Genomic DNA, 21986 nt, shown 5'->3' on the forward strand with positions numbered 1-21986 from the left:
GTTTTTATTGAAGATAAAAGTATCTTCTATATGCTATATAGCAAAACATAGAATGCCTATGATTCCAACTATAGCAATTTTAAGTGGTGGGTTTTCTTGTGAGAGAGAAGTGTCGCTTATGAGCGGAAAAGCAGTAAAGAAGGCACTTGATAGCCTTTCATATAATGCAATAGAAATAGATGTTGACAGCAACATTGTTGAAAAGCTTAAAAAGATTAATCCGGGCCTTACTTTTATCGCTCTGCATGGACCTTATGGTGAAGATGGTTGCATTCAAGGTTTATTGGAAATCTTAGGTATAAAATATACACACTCAGGAGTTATGGCTTCTGCTGTTGCTATGAATAAAGTGATGTCAAAGCATATATTTCGATCCCTTAGTATCGACACTCCAAAAGGTTATGTAATTAGCCAAGAAGATCTACTAAAAAATAATATTAAAATCGATTATCCGTACGTCTTAAAACCAATTAACGAAGGTTCTAGCATCGGAGTGCATATTGTTTCCTCATATGAAGACCATTTAAAATTTAAAAATGACGCTATCATACTTGATGTCATTCAAGTAGCTGACACTGGAATCCAGAAAAAAGAACCAGTGTCAGCTACCTCTATGACAAGAGACTTGATGATCATAGAAGAATATGTCCCAGGAATAGAGTTACATACTGCTGTATTGCTAGATGAAGCAATTGGCACTATGGAAATACGACCAAAAAATAAATTCTATGATTATGAAGCAAAGTATACAGATGGATTTGCAGAACATATATTTCCTGCTGAAATTCCTGACAATATATATAAAATGACCTTGGAACACGCACTGAAAATTCATCAATTTTTAGGCTGTAAAACTATTTCCCGCTCAGATTTCCGTTATAATCCCAAAAATAACACTTTAAAAATGCTTGAGATTAATACACATCCTGGCTTTACTGAGTTATCGTTAGTGCCAGAAATTGCAAAATTGGCAAAAGGAATCAATTTTAATGAATTAGTTAAAATTATTATTGAAGATAGTTTGCGGCACAAAAATATTAGGGATTTAAGTCATGTTGAGCAGTATTACTAGAAGCCAAAGGAGTTTTTTGCGCAAGTGCGCTTTCGTTATTATAACTGCGCTTTTTTTTACATTAGTACTTTATAGTTCACTTGATAAAATAATAAATCGATTTAATTACTACTTTACTTGGTGTAATGAGTGCCTATCCAGTTTATTACTCAGCAATGGATTTTCAATCGATGAAGTAGTCGTGAGCGGCAACAAATTTACAAACAAAAAGGACATTCTAAGTTTGACAGATAGAACGCAACCTATCCTGTATATATCACTTTCAAAACTTGCCGGTAGCATACAATCCGTAAGCAGATGGATAAAATACGTAAGAGTTCACAGAATTTTGCCCAATACCCTACATATTAATATAGATGAGCATAAACCGTTTGCTCTCTGGAAAGATAATAACAAAACCTCGGTAATTGATTTCGAAGGCAAAGTGATCGTAGATGACTATCCAGTAGATGATCTTGTTGTAATTACAGGACAAAACTCGTTATCAAACCTAAAATTTGTTAGAGATGTGCTAGAGAGTAAAACTCAATTAAGTGACCACATTTCTTCTTTTGCTTATATAGGGAATAGAAGATGGAATATCATACTTGATAACGATTCCACAGTGAAACTGCCTGAAGATAACCCTTCTAGTGCATGGGACTATTTAAACCACTTACACAATACAACTGATTTTACTTTCAGCGATTGGAGTATTATTGATATGCGTATTACTGATAAAATTTTTGTGAAGAGGTGATCTGCTGTCATCCAAGTAGCGGGATGACGAGCTTATCGTCATGCTGCCGCGAACCGTCATACCGCCGCGGTATCTCTTAGCCGCTAACAAGTAGCGAGATGACAGCAGTCCTACGTCATACCGTCACGGTATCTCAGCCGCTAACAAGTAGCGGGATGACGGTTGTCGTTTAGCCATAAATATTTAAGAAATTCACCAAACGAAAAAAAAGGCAAAAGAAGCCCTGGTCATTGTCTATTTTCAGTATTTGGCATTTTTTAAGTCTTAAACGCTGCAATTTAGCGACTTTTAAACTGCAACAGACCCTTAGCTAAATGCTAAGAAATTGTAACCGTTCACGGAGATAAGGTGGTTTACAAAGTAAGTATAAAAGTGTAAAGAGATAGGAAGCTAAATATGGAATGGGTAAATGACAACAGTGCTGCAAGAAAAGGTTGTAGCAGAAAACGCTAATCTCAAGGAAGAAATAAAAGCACTGATCAGAGAAAATGATAGCTTGAAAGCAAAAATAGTTGAATTAGAAGACAAATTGGGCTTAAATTCGCAAAATTCATCGCTGCCACCATCACGAGATATATATCGTAAGAAAGCAAAAAAGAAAAGTGATAAAAAACCAGGAGGTCAGCCAGGACATAAGATGCATAAGCGTGAATTAATGGCTGCAGACGAGGTAGTGAGATGCACAATTGATACAATTTGTATGTGTGGAGGTAAGATTACTTTAGAAGATGAAATTATTCATCAGAAGGCAGAGTTGCCAGAAATTAAGCCAATTGTAACTGAGTACAGGTTGCAAAGAGGACATTGTAGAGTATGTAATAAAAGAATTACAGCAAATTTACCCGAAGGTGTTGCAAGAGATTTTCTAGGACCCAATGCTAAAACAGTTATAAGCAGCCTTAGCGGCTTTTTTATTAACTCAAAAAGAGAGGTACAGCAAATTTTGGGCAGTATTTTTAATCTAAATATAAGCCTTGGTTTAGTCTCAAATACTGAACGCAGGGTATCGAAGAAGTGTGCATCTGAATATGAGAAAATGAAGGAAGAGTTGCAAGGAAGCGAGTATTTGCATATAGACGAAACAGGGCACAGAAATCAAGGAAAGAGAGGCTGGAGTTGGGTAATAACAAACAAAGCGTTGACACTTCTGAAGGTAAGCGAGTCTCGTGGTAAGAAGGTGTTGAAGAGTTTACTGCCAGAATATGATGGTATATTTGTGAGCGATAGATACGCTGTATACAATTACTTCAATCGTGAAAATAGACAGATATGTTGGGCACATCTGGCAAGAGATTTTGAGAGATTTGCCCATAGTAAAAATGTTGAAGTGAGCAAAATTGGCCAAGCACTAAAATCGCTCAGCAATAAGGTGTTTGTAGTAGATAAGGCAAAAAAACAAAATTTGATAGATAATTTGAGATTTTATCGACTGGTGCGAAAAATTCGGAAAAGGGTAAAACATTTTTTACGTAAAATGACGAGGGTTGCAAATAGCACTCAAGCTTCAAGAATGGCCGCTAAGATGTTACGATCTGAGGATATGATGTGGAAGTTTTTAAGAAAACCTGAAGTGATAGAAACAACTAATAACCTTGCAGAACGGCAAATTAGACGGTACGTAATTTATCGTAAAAACAGCTTTTTCACCTGGTCAGAACGTGGAGAAAGATTCGTGGAAAGAATGTTGTCGATATTTTTGACATCACGTCTCAATGGCCAGAACCCCTTTCAAAAGCTACAGAATCTAGTAGCTGTCACTGCTTAGTTCTTTAATTCATTCTCACAATCCGTGAACGGTTACAAAGCTTTTGCACCTTCATCACCAATATTGTTGTTTTCTAAGTTAAACTGCTCGAGATTTTCAAACTTACCATTGGCTAAAACTTTTGCGCCCTTTTTACCAATCTTATTCCGGGTTAAATTAAGTTGAACAAGATTGATAAGATTACCTTCAGCCAACCCTTTTGCACCTTCAGAAGCACCAATATTATTTTGCGTTAAATCAAGATATTTAAGATTTTCAAGCTTACCATTAGCTAAAGCTTTTGCACCTTTACCACCAATTTTGTTACATGATAATTTAAGCCATTCAAGACTTGTAAGATTACCGTTAGCTAGAGCTTTTGCACCTTCATCACCAATATTGTTGTTTTTTAAATTAAGCTGCTTGAGATTTTCAAGCTTACCATTGGCTAAAGCTTTTGCACCTTCATCACCAATATTGTTGTTTTCTAAGTTAAGCTGCTTGAGATTTTCAAGCTTGCCATTGGCTAAAGCTTTTGCACCTTCAACACTAATATTGTTACTCAATAAGTTAAGTCTAGTCAGACTGGTAAGACTAGCTAAAGCTTTTGCACCTTTATCACTAATGTTGTTCATGGATAAATCAAGTGAAGTAAGATGTGTAAGCTTAGCTAACTCTTTTGCATCTTCATCATCAATTTTACACCATTCTAGACCAAGTTCTGTAATGTGTGTTTCATTTTGTAAAAACCTTACTAGCTCTTTAACCACTATATCTACAGCAACACATCCATGTATAAAAAGTGCATTGCCTTTAATATATTTGTCAAAATCCATTTTTCCTCCTCACAAGAATTATCATATAAACATTTTAGCCTGTATCTCAGTGATTGTCAATTATTGACTTGTATCCTTATAATGTAAGGTATTGGAACTGAAATAGATTGTCCCGGCAGGTTATACTAGAATTAGTACAATAAATTGGTATGGTGGGACCATACACCTAGGACATTCTTTAACTGTTCTATTCAATAAAACCTTTACAATATTTCGATCATAGGTTTAACTTTACGAAGTTATAATCTATAGGGCTGCAAATGAACGATTATCTCTCACTGCTAAATCCAGAACAACAATTAGCTGTAACTAACATAGATGGACCGGTTTTAATATTGGCAGGAGCCGGAACCGGAAAAACAAGAACGATCACTTCAAGAATAGCGCACATAATTAGAAACGGTCACGCTTATTCTGATGAAATATTAGCTGTTACATTCACAAACAAAGCAGCAAATGAGATGGTATCAAGGGTACTTGAGCTAACAGGCACAAACATACCATGGCTTGGCACTTTCCATGCAATTGCAGCAAAAATTCTACGTCATCATGCTGAAGTCGTGGGGCTAAATTCCAATTTTACAATTATTGGTGTGGATGACCAATTACAGGTAATAAAAAACATCATGAATGAAATCAGCCCTGATTACCTATCAGAAAAATGTAAGACCATTATGAATATTATTCAGCAATGGAAAGAGAAGTGTTTACTGCCATCTGAAGTGGAAGACGTTCAATCATTTAGGCCAGTGTACGTAACTGCACTCAAAGTCTATCACCAGTATCAGGAAAGGTTAAAATTCCTTAACTCTGTCGATTTTGGTGACTTATTGCTATATAACATACAACTCTTTAATCAAAAGACCGAAGTTCTGTCCTACTACCAAAACAAGTTTAAGTATGTCATGGTAGATGAGTATCAAGATACAAATGCAATACAATATCTTTGGCTAAAATACCTTGCAAAAAAGCACTCAAATATTTGCTGTGTGGGAGATGACGATCAGTCAATATATAGTTGGCGTGGTGCAGAAGTTGAAAACATTTTAAAATTTTCTGATGATTTTAAAAATGCAAAAACTGTCAAACTAGAGTGTAACTATAGATCAACATCTCACATACTTGCAACTGCGTCATATGTTATCAATCACAATAAAACTCGGCTAGAAAAAAAATTGTGGACAACAAACATTGAAGGGGAAAAGGTAAATCTAATAAAATTATGGGACGGAAAAGCTGAAGCAAGGTTCATAAGCGAACAGATATTAAAGCTCAATAAATACAGATTTAGTGACATTGCAGTGCTGGTAAGGGCCACTTTTCAAACTAGAGTTCTCGAAGAGTATTTTATAAAATATTCAATTCCCTACAAGATTATAAGTGGCGTAAAATTCTACGAACGTCAGGAAGTCAGGGATATAATTGCATATTTAAGACTTGTTACAAACAATAACGATGACTTAGCTTTTGAAAGGATCGTAAACCGGCCAAAAAGAAGCATAGGAGCTACAACTCTAAAGAAAATATACACGACTGCTCAGGATAACAAAATTTCTTTTTTTGAGGCAGCAAAAATATTAGTTAATAGTAATCAAGTAACCGAAAGAATTAAACTCTCACTAAATGATTTTTTAAATAAAATTAAAGCTTGGGAAGAAATAGTAAGCGTAAAACCACTGCATGAATTCGTTAAAATCGTAGCAAACCAATCAGGGTATATTGAAATGCTTGAAAATGAGGAGGTAACAGGCTTAGCACGAATAGAAAATGTCAAGGAGCTCATCTCATCTTTAAAAAATTTCGATAATGCCACAACTTTCTTGGAGCATATAAGTCTAGTGATGGAAGTGGATAATATGAATAACGATGACACCGTATATGTTATGACTCTTCATGCAGCCAAAGGACTTGAATTCCCGTGCGTGTTTCTACCTGGTTGGGAAGCGGGATTATTTCCTCATCAAAGATCTTTTGAAGATAAAAGTGGTAAAGCTTTAGAAGAAGAAAGGAGACTTGCATATGTTGGCATAACCAGGGCAAAGGAAAGGTTAATCATTTCATGTGCAGATAGGAGGGAAATTAACAACCAGTGGCAACCGATGCGCACTTCTCGGTTCATTAAAGAATTGCCAAGAGAAAATGTTGAGGTAATCAAGAGTAACGCCTACTGTTGAAGCTATAACTGCAGATAAACATATCTTACAAATCTGAATTACTTCAACTATATGTGTAACCAGACTGCATTCTGTGATTTTTAGCAAAACATGATCTTTCATTTGAGCTTTCTTCAATTTAAAATAAATACAGAAAATTGCTGCCTATAGCTAAACTGACGTAACCGTTCACGGAGATAAGGTGGTTTACAAAGTAAGTATAAAAGTGTAGAGAGATAGGAAGCTAAATATGGAATGGGTAAATGACAACAGTGCTGCAAGAAAAGGTTGTAGCAGAAAACGCTAATCTCAAGGAAGAAATAAAAGCACTGATCAGAGAAAATGATAGCTTGAAAGCAAAAATAGTTGAATTAGAAGACAAATTGGGCTTAAATTCGCAAAATTCATCGCTGCCACCATCACGAGATATATATCGTAAGAAAGCAAAAAAGAAAAGTGATAAAAAACCAGGAGGTCAGCCAGGACATAAGGTGCATAAGCGTGAATTAATGGCTGCAGACGAGGTAGTGAGATGCACAATTGATACAATTTGTATGTGTGGAGGTAAGATTACTTGTAACCGTTCACGGATTGTGAGAATGAATTAAAGAACTAAGCAGTGACAGCTACTAGATTCTGTAGCTTTTGAAAGGGGTTCTGGCCATTGAGACGTGATGTCAAAAATATCGACAACATTCTTTCCACGAATCTTTCTCCACGTTCTGACCAGGTGAAAAAGCTGTTTTTACGATAAATTACGTACCGTCTAATTTGCCGTTCTGCAAGGTTATTAGTTGTTTCTATCACTTCAGGTTTTCTTAAAAACTTCCACATCATATCCTCAGATCGTAACATCTTAGCGGCCATTCTTGAAGCTTGAGTGCTATTTGCAACCCTCGTCATTTTACGTAAAAAATGTTTTACCCTTTTCCGAATTTTTCGCACCAGTCGATAAAATCTCAAATTATCTATCAAATTTTGTTTTTTTGCCTTATCTACTACAAACACCTTATTGCTGAGCGATTTTAGTGCTTGGCCAATTTTGCTCACTTCAACATTTTTACTATGGGCAAATCTCTCAAAATCTCTTGCCAGATGTGCCCAACATATCTGTCTATTTTCACGATTGAAGTAATTGTATACAGCGTATCTATCGCTCACAAATATACCATCATATTCTGGCAGTAAACTCTTCAACACCTTCTTACCACGAGACTCGCTTACCTTCAGAAGTGTCAACGCTTTGTTTGTTATTACCCAACTCCAGCCTCTCTTTCCTTGATTTCTGTGCCCTGTTTCGTCTATATGCAAATACTCGCTTCCTTGCAACTCTTCCTTCATTTTCTCATATTCAGATGCACACTTCTTCGATACCCTGCGTTCAGTATTTGAGACTAAACCAAGGCTTATATTTAGATTAAAAATACTGCCCAAAATTTGCTGTACCTCTCTTTTTGAGTTAATAAAAAAGCCGCTAAGGCTGCTTATAACTGTTTTAGCATTGGGTCCTAGAAAATCTCTTGCAACACCTTCGGGTAAATTTGCTGTAATTCTTTTATTACATACTCTACAATGTCCTCTTTGCAACCTGTACTCAGTTACAATTGGCTTAATTTCTGGCAACTCTGCCTTCTGATGAATAATTTCATCTTCTAAAGTAATCTTACCTCCACACATACAAATTGTATCAATTGTGCATCTCACTACCTCGTCTGCAGCCATTAATTCACGCTTATGCACCTTATGTCCTGGCTGACCTCCTGGTTTTTTATCACTTTTCTTTTTTGCTTTCTTACGATATATATCTCGTGATGGTGGCAGCGATGAATTTTGCGAATTTAAGCCCAATTTGTCTTCTAATTCAACTATTTTTGCTTTCAAGCTATCATTTTCTCTGATCAGTGCTTTTATTTCTTCCTTGAGATTAGCGTTTTCTGCTACAACCTTTTCTTGCAGCACTGTTGTCATTTACCCATTCCATATTTAGCTTCCTATCTCTTTACACTTTTATACTTACTTTGTAAACCACCTTATCTCCGTGAACGGTTACTAGAAATCAGAGATTTAAAAATTAATCTTACAGGTCACAGCATGGGAGGTGCTGTCACTAACATAGCTGCTCTATGTTTAAGTGTAACAGAGGATGCAAAAGATTTGCATATTGCAACTTTTGGTGCACCAAGGGTTTTTAACCGTAATGCTGCTAAAGTCTGTAATGAGCTCTTCGGAAGAAAGACTATTAGAGTAGTTGATCGATCAGATTCCATACCTTCATTACCACCTAATTTTATGGGCTATAAACATGTAGGCAAACAATTAAAAATAGGAAGACATTCCGTGCCGGCGCTACATGACCACAAATTGGAAGTTTATCATGATCTTATTTTAAAAATAAAGCCAAAAAATTTTAAGTCGGATAATAATACATCTGCAACATGCTACATCCTTTCCCGGACTGCTAGGGAAGTGTATGATGTACTAACTGTACCCAGTTGTCTTATTCCAAGCACCCATTCAAGTAGCGATAAACAATATTTTGAACGAGTGAAAGATCAACATAAGAATGCTTCATTCTCTGAAATAATTAATAGATATTCTGAGCTCAGCAATAGAAATGATAAATTTCTTGACAAAGATAGAAGAAATGGTATTATGGGTGACATAAGGGCTTCAATAAAGAAGCCCAGAGGCAATTATAATAAGGAGGGTGTAATGACCAAATTTAAAGAACAAAGTGAAAAGTCAGTCAGTTTGGGAGGAGGACTTCCTAATATTGACAATTTGACTAATTCTAAAGGAGGATCGACGATCAATTTGAGGGAACAAAACAAAAGGGATAAGACTAGTTTGGTAGAATCGTTTGAAAACTGGGTCAATTCGGGGGAAATTTTTGATATTGGCAGTCCGAATAATCTTGAAGAAGGTGAAAAGACTGTGGTTGAACGTGTAGAATATTTTAACAAGTATTTGAACAATCCTAAACCTAGTAACACCCGTCTAGGAGTACCTACTATGGGTTCAATCAGGTCCATTTAAAACAAAGTAAAAAGAAGTCAGTCAGTTTGGGAGGAGGACTTTCCGATGTTAATATTTTGACCAATTCGGGAATAGAAACTCCTGATGCTGACAAGTCGACCAACTCTAAAGAGGAGAGACAAAGTAAAAAGGGGTCGGTTCAGAAAAGACTTTCTAATTTTTTCCGTCCTAAAAAAAAGACACAAAGTAATGAAAGGTCGACCAGTTTGAGAGAACTTTTTACTCTTCGAGAAACGATAAATGAGGCCGAGGCAGAAATTAATGGTTTGCAGGGCGAGGAAAAGAATCAACAAGAAAGCAAACTTAAAGAAATTAAGGAATTGTTTCCGTTTTCTAGGATTCAAACTAACCAAGGAAAGGCCATAGAAGAAATTCTTTGTAATGTTCTTGAGAGTGTTGATCTTGAGACAGTAAAACTTATAGTGGGACAGAAAAAAATTTATATAACTGCATCTGCTGAATTTGCTTTACGGGAAGCATTAAGCAAAGCCAAGACAAAAGTTGCTAGTTTAGAGGGCGAGGAGAAAAGTAAACAAGGAGGCAAACTCAGAGAGATTGTGAAACTTCTTAGTGAATGGCTTGTAATTCAAAATGATCATGCACCATCAGTAAGTGATGAGCTAGATTCTTCAAGTAAAGATGTTAGTGATACTACAGGTACTCTTGCTAATCAGTCTACTGAATACATAACACTACAAACAAGTGATACGCCAGATTCCTCAAGTGATGAGGAGGATAATCACCAGCGTGAAAGTGAAGATAATCCACAACCAGAAACTTTATTTAACGATACAAACACCTTGGATGATAATGCTAGTCTCTCAAGCAGTGATGAGCATAGCAGCACCTCTTCAAATGCTGGCGATGTGTCTACAACTGAAGATATTACTGACAATGAAGAGCCTGTGGTAACTACAACAGATAGTAAAGAGGGTAATGATCAACCTACAGGTAAAGGTGATTCACAAGGTCCGCAGATTATTGTCATCGGTAATTCTAATAACGTAGTTGTTGAAGATAACGATGTTGAAACGCACCCACAAAGTACAAAAATTAGTAAGCTGCCTGTTATAGCTGCTTCTGCACTAGCACTAGCTGGAGTTGCTTCGGGAGCGGCTATTGTAGTTTGCCTAGAGATGTTATACCAATTCCTAAAAATAAATAGAGGAATAAAGAAAAATTTCTAAAATAGAATAATTTAAGAATTAGTGGGGAGTTATGGCAGGAAAAAGTAAAGCAATAGGAGAAGAATTATATAATAAGTGTAACCTGGAATTAAAGAAGCACGGCATAAGAGGAGAGATAGGAAGAAGATTACAGGCAATAATATCTGCAAAAGAATATGGAATAACAAAAGTTGCTCAAATATACCGAATTACTAGAACTACATTGATGAAGTGGATTACAAGATTTAAGGAAGGAGGAGTCAATGCGTTTAAAATACAACCAGGACGTGGAGTAAAGCCGAAGTTGAGCTACAAGCAGCAAGAAGAAATTAAAAATGTCATAGCAGAAGAAGGAGCCAACCTAACGGCTAAGAAATTAAAAATCATAATTGAGAAAATGTTTTCTATTGAGGTAAGTAAGTCTACAGCACATAGACTGATGCAAAAGTTAGGTTTTTCGTATATTACTCCAAGGCCTGTGCACAATAAACAGGATAAAAATAAACAAGAAGAGTTTAAAAAAAAATCTTAATGAAACTATTGTCACGTATCCCGAAAAAGAGCTATTTTTCTTCGATGAGTCGCGGTTTGGCACACATTCAAAGATTGGACACGGGTGGTTTAAAAAAGGCATTAGGACACAGGTTAAGGTAAAATTAGGTAGGCAAAACTTTTATCTCTATAGTGCAGTTAATCCTAGAAATCGAGAGAGTTCTAGCTTATTCGTACCAAACGTCAATACTGATTGTATGAATATATTCCTTGAGCAGATGTCACAATATTTAGGAACAAGGGAGGCATTTCTTGTTGTGGATTGTGCAGGATGGCATAGATCCAAAGGTTTAAAAATACCACAAAATATTACCTTAATCTATTTACCTCCATATTCACCAGAGTTAAATCCAGTAGAGCGTTTATGGCAATATTTGAAAGACAATCTCATTAAAAATAGAATATATGACTCTGTTAGTTTATTGGAGGATACTGTATGTGCATTCATTCGTAATATTACGGAAAGTTCGATCAAAACCATTTGTTCTGTGAGTTATTTGCCTGCTTATTTATGAGATTTGGTATTAGCAGTGGGAATAGCAGTTGGAGCTTGTTGTTTAGTTGCTGCTGTAATCATATATTGCTGTAACAGACCTTCAAGTTCATTTAAGGGTAGTAATGTTGAACCTGTAGCTAACGGAAAGCTTGTTGAATAACAGTAAGTTGAAGAATAAATATTGTAGTTTACCATTTAATAATTTATTATAATTATATTAATTATTAGCGAATGAAAACTTGGTAAACTACGAAGAAATATTCTTAAACAAAATCAAAGATATAAAAGATGAGGGGCGCTACCGTGAATTTACGCACTTTGCGTCATTGCCAGGTAGGCTCCCCCACATTATGGACTATGAAAGAAATAGGGAAGTAATAGTCTGGTGCAGTAATAACTATTTAGGAATGTCACAAAATGAGAAAGTTATTGCCGCTATTCAAAATTCATCAATTGGTGCGGGGGGAACAAGAAATATATCTGGTACAACAAAAGAGGTTATCGAACTGGAAAAATCCTTAGCTTGTTTGCATAAAAAAGAGGCTGCTTTAACTTTTGCTTGTGGCTACCTTGCTAACCAGACAACACTTAGCACTTTATCGTCTATTATTCCAAATGTAGTAATTTTTTCAGACGAGAAGAACCATTCTTCAATGATAGAAGGCATAAAATCAGGAAAAAGACCAAAACATATATTTAAACACAATGATGTTGATCACTTAGAGCAGTTGTTAAAGTCCGTAGACACAAAAACACCAAAGATAATAGCACTTGAATCCGTATATTCAATGGATGGCGATATAGCGCCGCTTGAAGCGATATGTGATCTTGCAGATCAACATAATGCAATCACCTATTTGGATGAGGTGCACGCAGTTGGCATGTATGGTTCACATGGTGGCGGAATTGCAGAAAGAGAAGGCCTGGTGGATAGAATAACCGTCATTCAAGGTACACTATCGAAGGCTTTTGGAGTGATGGGTGGGTATATAGCGTCTTCAAAGAGCTTGGTAGATGTAATAAGAAGTTCCGCTCCAGGATTTATTTTCACCACTGCTATGTCGCCTGTTTTAGCAGCGGCAGCAAAGGCAAGCGTTGAACACCTAAAATCGAGCAACATTGAAAGGGAAAAGCAAAAGCAAGTCGTTGAAAAAGTAAAAAACTCACTGAGAAATACAGGAATTAACTTCATTCCAACAGAAACTCATATAATTCCAATAATAATTGGCGACCCAGAGTTATCCAAAGGAGCATCAAAATTATTATTTGATGAGCATGGAATATACGTTCAACATATAAATTATCCAACAGTGCCAAGAGGAACTGAGCGTTTCCGTATTACCCCTACACCTTATCATACTGATGAAATGATAGAACATTTAACAGAATCTCTTATAAAAGTTTTCGAAAAGTTGTCTATCTCTGTAGTCTGTTTATCCTAATTTAATATCGCCAGCAATAATCAATCCGTTGTCTTCCGTTAGCCTTCCACCGCTTTCTTGCAGAAAAAGTCTACCGAGCAAGGCTTTATATTTGTTAACTCCAGAGTAAACTGCTCCTCTGTGCCTTCCTGCTGCAAGGTACGCAAAGCCTAAAATTGTTGAACCGATGGAGCGTACATTACTATTGCCAGGCAGCAATTTATTTAATAAATTACCACTTACATCTATTAGACCCCCTTCACGGCTTTTCACCCGCATTTTTATATGACGAGATCTAAAATCCTCAAGAAAAGCACCTTTCTTTTCTTCTGCCCAAAAAGTTTCTCTAAGAGCCGGAGCATCAATTACAGCTGCCACAACTTTATTTTTATGAATGAGACAGACTGATACTGCAAAATAAACCATGCAACTAGAAAAGTTCTCCCTGCCCTCTATAGGCATAATAAACCAAGTGTAACCGTTATCTTTTATTTCTTGGTCAGTATCATCTTCGGAAATAAACCCATAGTCTCGTTTGTAGTCGTGCAAGCAATCGTATATGGTTTGCTTGGATTTTGAATAAGTTTTATTAATGAAGTCTGCTGATTTAACATTAGAAATTTGCAATTCATTAAAATCGCGCATAAGCTGCCTGGAAGCACTACGCACAGAATCAAGCATCACATTAATTCGTGGTGATGAGATGGACATTCTTCCTTTTACTCTTTCACTCTTTCATAATAGCTGTCATCTGGAGTATATACTACAATTTTATCCTCTTCTTTTATAAACTGAGGCACGTTAACGCGCATTCCGTTTTCTAAAATTGCAGGCTTATAAGAAGCAGTAGCAGTTTGTCCTTTAATAACAGACTCTGTTTCTTTCACAGCAAGTGTAACATAATCAGGTACATGCGCAGAAATTATTTTGTCTTGATAAGTTACTATTTTAACTTTCATATTATCCTGTAGATAAATCTTTTTTTCTCCCAATAAGTCCAAATTTATAGTGATTTGCTCGTAATTACTTGGATGCATAAGATTTACAATGTTTCCTTCAGTGAAAAGGTAAACATACTCCTCTTCATCTAAAATTGCCCTTCTGATTGTTGCATCAGAGCGAAATCTTTCATAGTGTTTTGCTCCGGTTTTAATGTTTTTCATTTCGGCTTGTATGTATGCACCACCTTTACCAGGTTGAGTATGCATAATACCTACAACCAAAAATAATCCGCCGTTATGTTCCAACACCTGACCTGGTCTGATATCGTTAGCTCTTTCTGCCATAATTACATTTTCAGTTCGATCTTACAGTTATAAATAGCTTTATATAAATATCAAAGTCTTTATTAGTCAATAAATTCTGGCATATTGAGCACCATATACCTCTCCTTCATGTTTATGTGTGGAAACATTTCTTTGGTAAAAGACAGCATAATGCGTTTTTTTGTGCTGATAACTAAAATTTCTAATATATCCCCTGAGCCGAAATTATATATAGATTTTACATTGCCATATAATTCATTACTTTCCAGCCTTACTTCCATATCTACAAGGTCACTTTGATAAAATTCATTCTCATCATTTAGCTTCGGTAGCTTGCTTCTTTCTATATACAGCTTCTTATTCCTTAAAAGCTCTGCTTCATTACGGGAATTTACTCCGCTGATTGTAGCTATTACTAGATTATCACCTATGACGGATACTAAGTCTATTTTATAATTCTCATCACCACTTATTAGCTCACCATATAAGGAGATATTTTCAGGTTTTTCGGTAAAAGTTTTTAATTTAACAGCTCCTTTAATTCCGTGAGGAGAAGTAATCATTCCGAGGCATACCAGATTGTCGTTCATATTAAGATGATAACTAATGTTGGATTTTTTGTCTATAAGGCATAAAATACCTAAAAATGTTTGTTGTAATTCTATCAATACAATGTATTATGGAATACATTGTATTGATAGTGGGAAGATATGAGTCAATGTATTACTAATCAAATAAAAGAGCTTATTCCTCATTTAAAGGAAGTTAATAGTAAGCTACAAGGTGAATCTATAAAGCTCTTCAGTGACAAAGAATCTATAATAGTAGAACGTCGTAAACCTGTTGTTGAAGAGATGCTAAAGCATCTAGAAAGTTCTTCCATCACTAACTGTAATACTATGATTGATGCAGAAACTGGGTTTGGCAAGACTTATGATATTGGATTGTGGAGTCATGCGCTAGCTCAAGCAGGATATCACCATTTAGTTGCAGTGCCAAGTGCGTCCAGAGAAGGCAAGTATTGTTCAGTAGGAGATAGACCTACCAGGATAAAAGTCGGAATCCTGTAGCTTGGGTAGCAGCATGGAGGGAAACCAAAATGTTGAAGCCTACCGACAACATTATCGTAGGATAATGGCGAATTACCAGGCCGTAGCGAAAGCGAATACACAGATTGCCTCGAAAGGAATATTCTGAAGGTCGAGCCATCTTGGTACTGGCGAAGACAGAATAGACCAGACGAAAAACGAATGAAACGATAGGTCTACTTCAGCGGGGTGTTAGTAACGGCATGGCAATGAGGACATACAAAGCAACTGGAGAAGCCCTCCTCATCCCAAGGAGAAATACCTTGGAGAGGTAGGTTCTATAACTGGAAAACAGGAAGTGAACTGAAGATGAGAGGGTGGCAGATGGGTGCGTAGTAGTGAAGAAGTGAGGTAACGCTCATGGAGCAAAGGCACCCTGCTAGTAGAAATCTTTTAACAAAAGGAAGGTAAAGGTAAAAATGATAAAAATGCCAATAAAATTACAAGACCTGAGAAGAAAGATATATATCAAAGCGAAAGCAGAACCGGAATGGCGATTCTGGGGAATCTATGTTCACGTCTGTAAGATGGAGACACTGGAAGAAGCATATAAGCTAACAAAGAAGAGTAATGGGGCACCAGGAATAGATGGGATGACATTCGAATCGATAGAGGCAGAAGGCTTAGAAAAGTATCTTCAACAAATAAGACACGAACTAATAACCAAGACCTATAGCCCAAATAGGAACCGGAGGAAGGAAATACCAAAATCTGGAGGAAAATTCAGAAAGTTGAACATACCCTGCATCCGGGATAGAATAGTGCAAACAGCACTGAAGCTAATACTTGAACCGATATTCGAATCAGACTTCCAAAAAGGATCATACGGGTATAGACCTAAGCGTAATGCGCATGAAGCAGTACAAAAAGTAACGGAAGCAGCAATCAAAGGCAATACAAAAGTAATTGACGTAGATCTGAAATCCTACTTCGACAATGTGCGACATCATATTCTGATGGAAAAGATTGCCAAAAGAATAAATGACAAAGAAATCATGCGCATGATTAAGCTAATCCTCAAAACAGGAGGAAAACGAGGAATAGCACAAGGATCACCACTTTCGCCACTACTAAGCAATATATACCTAAATGAGGTAGATAAAATGTTGGAGAAAGCAAAAGAGGTGACCAAAGAAGGAAAGTACCAACGTATGGAATATGCCAGATGGGCAGACGATTTAGTGATACTGATTAGTGAACACCCGAAACGGGAATGGCTAGAAAGAGCAGTATACAGAAGGTTGGAAGAAGAATTAGCAAAACTAGAAGTGAGCGTAAATGAAGAAAAGACAAAAGTCATCAACCTAAAGAAAGGAGAAACATTTAGCTTCCTAGGGTTTGATTTTCAAGAGAATATCACAAGACAAGGAAAATGGAATGTCAGGAAAACACCGCAGATGAAAGCACGAACAAACCTGCTACGCAAGTTGAAGGAAATATTTCGGCGCTATAAATCGCAACCGATAAAAAGAGTGATACATGACATCAATCCGATATTGAGAGGGTGGGTAAACTACTTTAGGATAGGGAACTCTGGTCGAAAGTTCAATTACGTAAAACATTGGGTGGAAAAGAAGGTAAGACGCAACTTAATGCGAGCCAGGAAAGCAAAGAAAGGGTTTGGGTGGAAGAAGTGGAGTAGCGAATGGATATACAAAACGCTGGGTCTATATTCAGACTACAGAATAAGGTATTACAAACCGAAAGCATCACCAGTACAATATGTGATAAACTTTGGTAAAGAATCTGCTAGGAAAGCGTAGTGCGGGAAAACCGCATGCTGCGTTTGACGAGGCGGGAGCTGGAAACGTTAACATGGGAATTTGGATTGAGGCCTATTGTGAAAACAATGGATCAGCCACCAAACCCTAAAGTAGGCGCGCCAGTTCTCGACCCTACATGGTAGATTTCGATTACGGTAATGTACAACAACAATACAATTGTAAGCTTAGCTTCTAGCTCTTTTCTAACTTCTTTCTAACTTCATCACCAACACCTTCGGTTAAGATAAGATGTTGAAGCTTTGTAAAGTTACCATTAGCTAAAGCTTTTGCACCTTCATTACGAATGTAGTTGTCTTTTAAACTAAGGTATTCAAGCTTTGTAAGATTGTTATTAGCTAAAGCTTTGTAACCGTTCACGGAGATAAGGTGGTTTACAAAGTAAGTATAAAAGTGTAAAGAGATAGGAAGCTAAATATGGAATGGGTAAATGACAACAGTGCTGCAAGAAAAGGTTGTAGCAGAAAACGCTAATCTCAAGGAAGAAATAAAAGCACTGATCAGAGAAAATGATAGCTTGAAAGCAAAAATAGTTGAATTAGAAGACAAATTGGGCTTAAATTCGCAAAATTCATCGCTGCCACCATCACGAGATATATATCGTAAGAAAGCAAAAAAGAAAAGTGATAAAAAACCAGGAGGTCAGCCAGGACATAAGGTGCATAAGCGTGAATTAATGGCTGCAGACGAGGTAGTGAGATGCACAATTGATACAATTTGTATGTGTGGAGGTAAGATTACTTTAGAAGATGAAATTATTCATCAGAAGGCAGAGTTGCCAGAAATTAAGCCAATTGTAACTGAGTACAGGTTGCAAAGAGGACATTGTAGAGTATGTAATAAAAGAATTACAGCAAATTTACCCGAAGGTGTTGCAAGAGATTTTCTAGGACCCAATGCTAAAACAGTTATAAGCAGCCTTAGCGGCTTTTTTATTAACTCAAAAAGAGAGGTACAGCAAATTTTGGGCAGTATTTTTAATCTAAATATAAGCCTTGGTTTAGTCTCAAATACTGAACGCAGGGTATCGAAGAAGTGTGCATCTGAATATGAGAAAATGAAGGAAGAGTTGCAAGGAAGCGAGTATTTGCATATAGACGAAACAGGGCACAGAAATCAAGGAAAGAGAGGCTGGAGTTGGGTAATAACAAACAAAGCGTTGACACTTCTGAAGGTAAGCGAGTCTCGTGGTAAGAAGGTGTTGAAGAGTTTACTGCCAGAATATGATGGTATATTTGTGAGCGATAGATACGCTGTATACAATTACTTCAATCGTGAAAATAGACAGATATGTTGGGCACATCTGGCAAGAGATTTTGAGAGATTTGCCCATAGTAAAAATGTTGAAGTGAGCAAAATTGGCCAAGCACTAAAATCGCTCAGCAATAAGGTGTTTGTAGTAGATAAGGCAAAAAAACAAAATTTGATAGATAATTTGAGATTTTATCGACTGGTGCGAAAAATTCGGAAAAGGGTAAAACATTTTTTACGTAAAATGACGAGGGTTGCAAATAGCACTCAAGCTTCAAGAATGGCCGCTAAGATGTTACGATCTGAGGATATGATGTGGAAGTTTTTAAGAAAACCTGAAGTGATAGAAACAACTAATAACCTTGCAGAACGGCAAATTAGACGGTACGTAATTTATCGTAAAAACAGCTTTTTCACCTGGTCAGAACGTGGAGAAAGATTCGTGGAAAGAATGTTGTCGATATTTTTGACATCACGTCTCAATGGCCAGAACCCCTTTCAAAAGCTACAGAATCTAGTAGCTGTCACTGCTTAGTTCTTTAATTCATTCTCACAATCCGTGAACGGTTACTGACACAATTGATACAGGAAGAAGGCGATGAGAAGGGATATTGGGAGCTATTTGTAAAAGCTCAGTCTTCAACCCAGGGTAAGTATAAGGGAAGGGGAAGATAGCTCCGTTTGACGCATATGCCAACAGTCTAGCGGTTTCATATCTGCTGTCGTCTAACTGTAGTCTCTCAAAGTGCATTCTGTCCGTTCTTTATTCTCCTCTTCGCTAATTTTTACCACCTTAGTCAAAAACTCACACAATAAATCCTTTAATCTTTGATCTTCAATTTTTTTACATTCTCTCATTAGATTTAATACCTTCATTTCCCCTTTACTATCTTCATCTTCATAATAAGTCTCTTCTTTTGATTTTGGCAGTAGCACTCCATAGTTTACTGATAATGCTTTTGCCATTTCAGGTACCCTTTCAAACGACATATAATCTATACCTCGTTCATACCTGTTTATTTGTTGAATTGATAGCTCGGCTTTGTTTGCTAACTCCAACTGAGTATATGCTCTTACTAACCGCCAATCTTTTGCCTTTTGTCCCATTTTGTATTTTATAGACTTTGTATCAGTTTTGCCCATTTCAATTCCTTCTGACAAAAGTTTTACTAATGAACAAAACACACTGCGAAATTCTTGGTCCCTAATTTTTTTGAAGTTTTGCACTATACTTAACATCTTCTCATCTTCGCTACTTACATAATCTGTTGACTTAGGAAGTAGATCCTCAAATTCAACCGATAATGCTTTTGCCATCTCTTCTGCCTTTTCAGGTGAAATGTTGTATACCCCTTGCTCATACTTTGCCATTTGTGACTTTGATATACCAACTTTCTTTGCTAGCTCTGCCTGAGAGTATCCTCTTAATACCCTCAATTTTTTTATCTCTTGAATTATTTGGTAACCTAGAGAGCCAGCAGCAACTTTCTTTTCGGTATTGGTCATTTTTCACACAATTGCAGGACAAATATATAATACAGTATTATTGAGTTTTATTAAAACTTTACTACTAACCAATTCGCATTCTTGGGTAGCTGATCGAGCAGAGATCTCTACTAATTAAATATTTTTCTTTTTCTATTTAAATATTATATATTAAATACAAAGTAGCGGTAAATTAAAAGTTTTATTTGTAAAGCTCTAGTAAAACGAGCGTGCAAATTAATAATTGATTCACGATTGACGCTGTATACTGAAACAGTGGTTGAGGTAAATTATTATGAGTGAAAATGCATTACAAGAAGAAATAAAGCGTCACAACGAGTTGTACTATCGGGAAAATGTATCAGAAATAACCGATGCAGAGTACGATGAACTGGTAAAAAAAGTAGATATTCAAACCGTTGGTACTGCGCCTGATAGAAGATTTTTAGAGGTGGAACATATTGTACCAATGCTCTCGTTGGACAAGGCTCACGGACGAGATGAAGTTGAAGAGTTTCTTAAAAAACTTCTGAATGTGCATGAGTTGGAAATCATATGTGAGCCAAAAATTGATGGATTGTCGTTTTCTGCAATTTATGAAGATGGAAGGTTTGTTAGAGCCGCAACTCGGGGAGATGGCTTTGTGGGGGAAGACATCACTCACAATGTTGCAACAATAAAAGGCTTTCCTAAATTTTTGCAAGGTGTGCAAGGAAGGCTGGAAGTAAGAGGTGAGGTATACATAAGTAATGACGACTTTTTAAAATTAAATAAGAATTTCTCAAATCCGCGCAACACAGCGTCAGGTTCACTAAGACAATTGGACCCAGAAGTTACCGCCAGTAGGCCATTGAAATATTTTGCTTATTCTTTGATTGGCTGTACAGAAAAGACTCAATTTGAAGTATTAAATAGACTGAAAGAACTTGGCTTTTGTGTTAATGAATATAAATTTTTAGCAAACAATGTAGGCGAAATGTTGGAGTTCTATGATCGAATCTATAGCAATCGTCATAATTTAGGCTATGATATCGATGGCATAGTCTACAAGGTTAATGATTTGAAATTACATGATAGATTAGGAAATACTAATAAAGCACCACGCGGGGCTATAGCACACAAATTCCCTGCAGAACGTGGAAAAACTAAAATAGAGAAAATATTAGTACAAGTGGGCAAAACGGGCAAATTGACTCCAGTTGCTGAATTAGTGCCAATAAACATAGGTGGGGTGGTCGTTACTAGAGCAAATCTGTATAATAAAGATGAAATTGTGCGCAAGGACATAAGAGAAGGAGATGTCGTAGTAGTGGAACGAGCAGGCAATGTGATTCCTAAGATCATAGATGTAGACAAAAGTTTTCGTTTTCCAAATGCACCAAAGTTTGTGTTTCCTGATACTTGCCCGGAGTGTGAAAGTGCAGTAGATAAATTTGAAGATGAAGCTACAGCTAGATGTTCAGGTGGAAATGTTTGTCCAGCACAACAAATAGGAAAGTTAAAACATTTTGTGGAAGTTCTTGACATTAAAGGTTTTGGTGGTAAACAAGTGGAGTTCTTTTATGACCTTGGTGTAGGGTCGAGAACTGGCGCGCCTACTTTAGGGTTTGGTGGCTGATCCATTGTTTTCACAATAGGCCTCAATCCAAATTCCCATGTTAACGTTTCCAGCTCCCGCCTCGTCAAACGCAGCATGCGGTTTTCCCGCACTACGCTTTCCTAGCAGATTCTTTACCAAAGTTTATCACATATTGTACTGGTGATGCTTTCGGTTTGTAATACCTTATTCTGTAGTCTGAATATAGACCCAGCGTTTTGTATATCCATTCGCTACTCCACTTCTTCCACCCAAACCCTTTCTTTGCTTTCCTGGCTCGCATTAAGTTGCGTCTTATACCAAT

At 36.7% G+C, this 21986-nt stretch carries 21 protein-coding genes and 1 pseudogene; 12 read left to right on the top strand and 10 right to left on the bottom strand.

What is annotated here, in order from left to right; genetic code table 11:
• The first annotated feature begins 52 nt into the window (after positions 1–52).
• The 3 genes from WKH12_RS01920 to tnpC (WKH12_RS01930) all read left to right on the top strand — a co-directional run bounded on the left by WKH12_RS01920 (position 53) and on the right by tnpC (WKH12_RS01930) (position 3576).
• Entirely contained in the window at positions 53–1072 is a 1020-nt protein-coding gene (locus tag WKH12_RS01920; RefSeq protein ID WP_434732502.1) for a D-alanine--D-alanine ligase, read from the top strand.
• Positions 1053–1811, top strand: coding sequence for a cell division protein FtsQ/DivIB (locus tag WKH12_RS01925; RefSeq protein ID WP_434732503.1), 759 nt, complete (start codon positions 1053–1055; stop codon positions 1809–1811). Before WKH12_RS01920 ends, WKH12_RS01925 begins: the two co-directional genes overlap by 20 nt.
• A 409-nt stretch (positions 1812–2220) precedes the next feature.
• Positions 2221–3576: an IS66 family transposase gene (gene tnpC / locus WKH12_RS01930; protein WP_434732295.1), complete on the top strand. Its 1356-nt coding sequence runs from the start codon at positions 2221–2223 to the stop codon at positions 3574–3576.
• Between the two features lie 32 nt (positions 3577–3608).
• Here tnpC (WKH12_RS01930) and WKH12_RS01935 read toward each other — a convergent pair whose 3' ends face one another.
• The gene (locus WKH12_RS01935; RefSeq protein ID WP_434732504.1) at positions 3609–4391 is read right to left on the bottom strand and encodes a leucine-rich repeat domain-containing protein; all 783 of its coding nucleotides are present in this window, start codon (positions 4389–4391) and stop codon (positions 3609–3611) included.
• 260 nt (positions 4392–4651) lie between these two features.
• Between WKH12_RS01935 and WKH12_RS01940 the strand changes: the two genes are divergently transcribed.
• Both WKH12_RS01940 and WKH12_RS01945 read left to right on the top strand, forming a co-directional pair.
• Positions 4652–6565 carry an ATP-dependent helicase gene (locus WKH12_RS01940; protein WP_434732505.1) on the top strand — a complete coding sequence of 638 codons (1914 nt, stop codon included), beginning with the start codon at positions 4652–4654 and terminating at the stop codon, positions 6563–6565.
• A 242-nt stretch (positions 6566–6807) separates the two neighbouring features.
• Positions 6808–7152: a DUF6444 domain-containing protein gene (locus WKH12_RS01945; protein ID WP_434732506.1), complete on the top strand. Its 345-nt coding sequence runs from the start codon at positions 6808–6810 to the stop codon at positions 7150–7152.
• A 4-nt stretch (positions 7153–7156) separates the two neighbouring features.
• Here the strand turns inward: WKH12_RS01945 and tnpC (WKH12_RS01950) are convergent, their stop codons facing one another.
• The gene (tnpC, locus tag WKH12_RS01950) at positions 7157–8512 is read right to left on the bottom strand and encodes an IS66 family transposase (protein WP_434732010.1); all 1356 of its coding nucleotides are present in this window, start codon (positions 8510–8512) and stop codon (positions 7157–7159) included.
• On the opposite strand from tnpC (WKH12_RS01950), the gene WKH12_RS01955 reads away from it, so the two are divergent.
• The 3 genes from WKH12_RS01955 (at position 8495) to WKH12_RS01965 (ending at position 11813) form a co-directional block, all read left to right on the top strand.
• On the top strand, positions 8495–9580 hold the full coding sequence (locus WKH12_RS01955; RefSeq protein ID WP_434732507.1) for a lipase family protein: 1086 nt from the start codon (positions 8495–8497) through the stop codon (positions 9578–9580). The genes tnpC (WKH12_RS01950) and WKH12_RS01955 overlap by 18 nt on opposite strands.
• 26 nt (positions 9581–9606) lie before the next feature.
• Positions 9607–10767, top strand: coding sequence for a TomO hydrophobic C-terminal domain-containing protein (locus WKH12_RS01960; RefSeq protein WP_434732508.1), 1161 nt, complete (start codon positions 9607–9609; stop codon positions 10765–10767).
• Positions 10768–10798: 31 nt separating this feature from the next.
• A protein-coding gene (locus WKH12_RS01965) for an IS630 family transposase (protein ID WP_434732061.1) occupies positions 10799–11813 on the top strand; the annotation gives its coding sequence in 2 pieces (ribosomal slippage) (positions 10799–11263 and positions 11265–11813; 1014 coding nt in all).
• Here WKH12_RS01965 and WKH12_RS01970 read toward each other — a convergent pair.
• Positions 11804–11989 (bottom strand): hypothetical protein, encoded by a 186-nt coding sequence (locus WKH12_RS01970; protein WP_434732509.1) that lies wholly within the window; start codon positions 11987–11989, stop codon positions 11804–11806. The two genes, WKH12_RS01965 and WKH12_RS01970, sit on opposite strands and share 10 nt — an antisense overlap.
• A 44-nt stretch (positions 11990–12033) precedes the next feature.
• On the opposite strand from WKH12_RS01970, the gene hemA reads away from it, so the two are divergent.
• Entirely contained in the window at positions 12034–13236 is a 1203-nt protein-coding gene (hemA, locus tag WKH12_RS01975; protein WP_434732510.1) for a 5-aminolevulinate synthase, read from the top strand.
• Here hemA and WKH12_RS01980 read toward each other — a convergent pair.
• The 4 genes from WKH12_RS01980 to WKH12_RS01995 all read right to left on the bottom strand — a co-directional run bounded on the left by WKH12_RS01980 (position 13228) and on the right by WKH12_RS01995 (position 15651).
• Positions 13228–13926, bottom strand: coding sequence for an inositol monophosphatase family protein (locus tag WKH12_RS01980; protein ID WP_182321100.1), 699 nt, complete (start codon positions 13924–13926; stop codon positions 13228–13230). The two genes, hemA and WKH12_RS01980, sit on opposite strands and share 9 nt — an antisense overlap.
• 8 nt (positions 13927–13934) lie before the next feature.
• Positions 13935–14501 (bottom strand): elongation factor P, encoded by a 567-nt coding sequence (efp, locus tag WKH12_RS01985; protein WP_187297399.1) that lies wholly within the window; start codon positions 14499–14501, stop codon positions 13935–13937.
• 62 nt (positions 14502–14563) lie between these two features.
• Positions 14564–15070, bottom strand: coding sequence for a ribosome maturation factor RimM (rimM, locus tag WKH12_RS01990; RefSeq protein ID WP_253307237.1), 507 nt, complete (start codon positions 15068–15070; stop codon positions 14564–14566).
• Positions 15071–15456: 386 nt separating this feature from the next.
• Entirely contained in the window at positions 15457–15651 is a 195-nt protein-coding gene (locus WKH12_RS01995; protein ID WP_434732511.1) for a hypothetical protein, read from the bottom strand.
• A 336-nt stretch (positions 15652–15987) separates the two neighbouring features.
• On the opposite strand from WKH12_RS01995, the gene ltrA reads away from it, so the two are divergent.
• Positions 15988–17331 carry a group II intron reverse transcriptase/maturase gene (gene ltrA / locus WKH12_RS02000; RefSeq protein ID WP_434732173.1) on the top strand — a complete coding sequence of 448 codons (1344 nt, stop codon included), beginning with the start codon at positions 15988–15990 and terminating at the stop codon, positions 17329–17331.
• A gap of 192 nt (positions 17332–17523) precedes the next feature.
• On the opposite strand, the gene WKH12_RS02005 is transcribed toward ltrA, so the two are convergent.
• Positions 17524–17709: a hypothetical protein gene (locus WKH12_RS02005; RefSeq protein WP_434732512.1), complete on the bottom strand. Its 186-nt coding sequence runs from the start codon at positions 17707–17709 to the stop codon at positions 17524–17526.
• Positions 17710–17779: 70 nt separating this feature from the next.
• Here WKH12_RS02005 and tnpC (WKH12_RS02010) point away from each other — a divergent pair, with 70 nt between their 5' ends.
• Complete coding sequence (gene tnpC, locus WKH12_RS02010; RefSeq protein WP_434732010.1) at positions 17780–19135, top strand: IS66 family transposase; 1356 nt, start codon at positions 17780–17782, stop codon at positions 19133–19135.
• Between the two features lie 191 nt (positions 19136–19326).
• Here tnpC (WKH12_RS02010) and WKH12_RS02015 read toward each other — a convergent pair whose 3' ends face one another.
• Complete coding sequence (locus WKH12_RS02015; protein WP_434732513.1) at positions 19327–20106, bottom strand: helix-turn-helix domain-containing protein; 780 nt, start codon at positions 20104–20106, stop codon at positions 19327–19329.
• A gap of 274 nt (positions 20107–20380) precedes the next feature.
• On the opposite strand from WKH12_RS02015, the pseudogene ligA reads away from it, so the two are divergent.
• A pseudogene (ligA, locus tag WKH12_RS02020) lies at positions 20381–21655 on the top strand (NAD-dependent DNA ligase LigA); the annotation flags it as partial.
• A gap of 139 nt (positions 21656–21794) precedes the next feature.
• Here ligA and WKH12_RS02025 read toward each other — a convergent pair.
• Complete coding sequence (locus WKH12_RS02025; protein ID WP_434732514.1) at positions 21795–21965, bottom strand: hypothetical protein; 171 nt, start codon at positions 21963–21965, stop codon at positions 21795–21797.
• Positions 21966–21986 lie beyond the last annotated feature (21 nt).

Source organism: Wolbachia endosymbiont of Zygogramma bicolorata, from assembly GCF_051130665.1.
Taxonomy (GTDB): Bacteria; Pseudomonadota; Alphaproteobacteria; order Rickettsiales; family Anaplasmataceae; genus Wolbachia.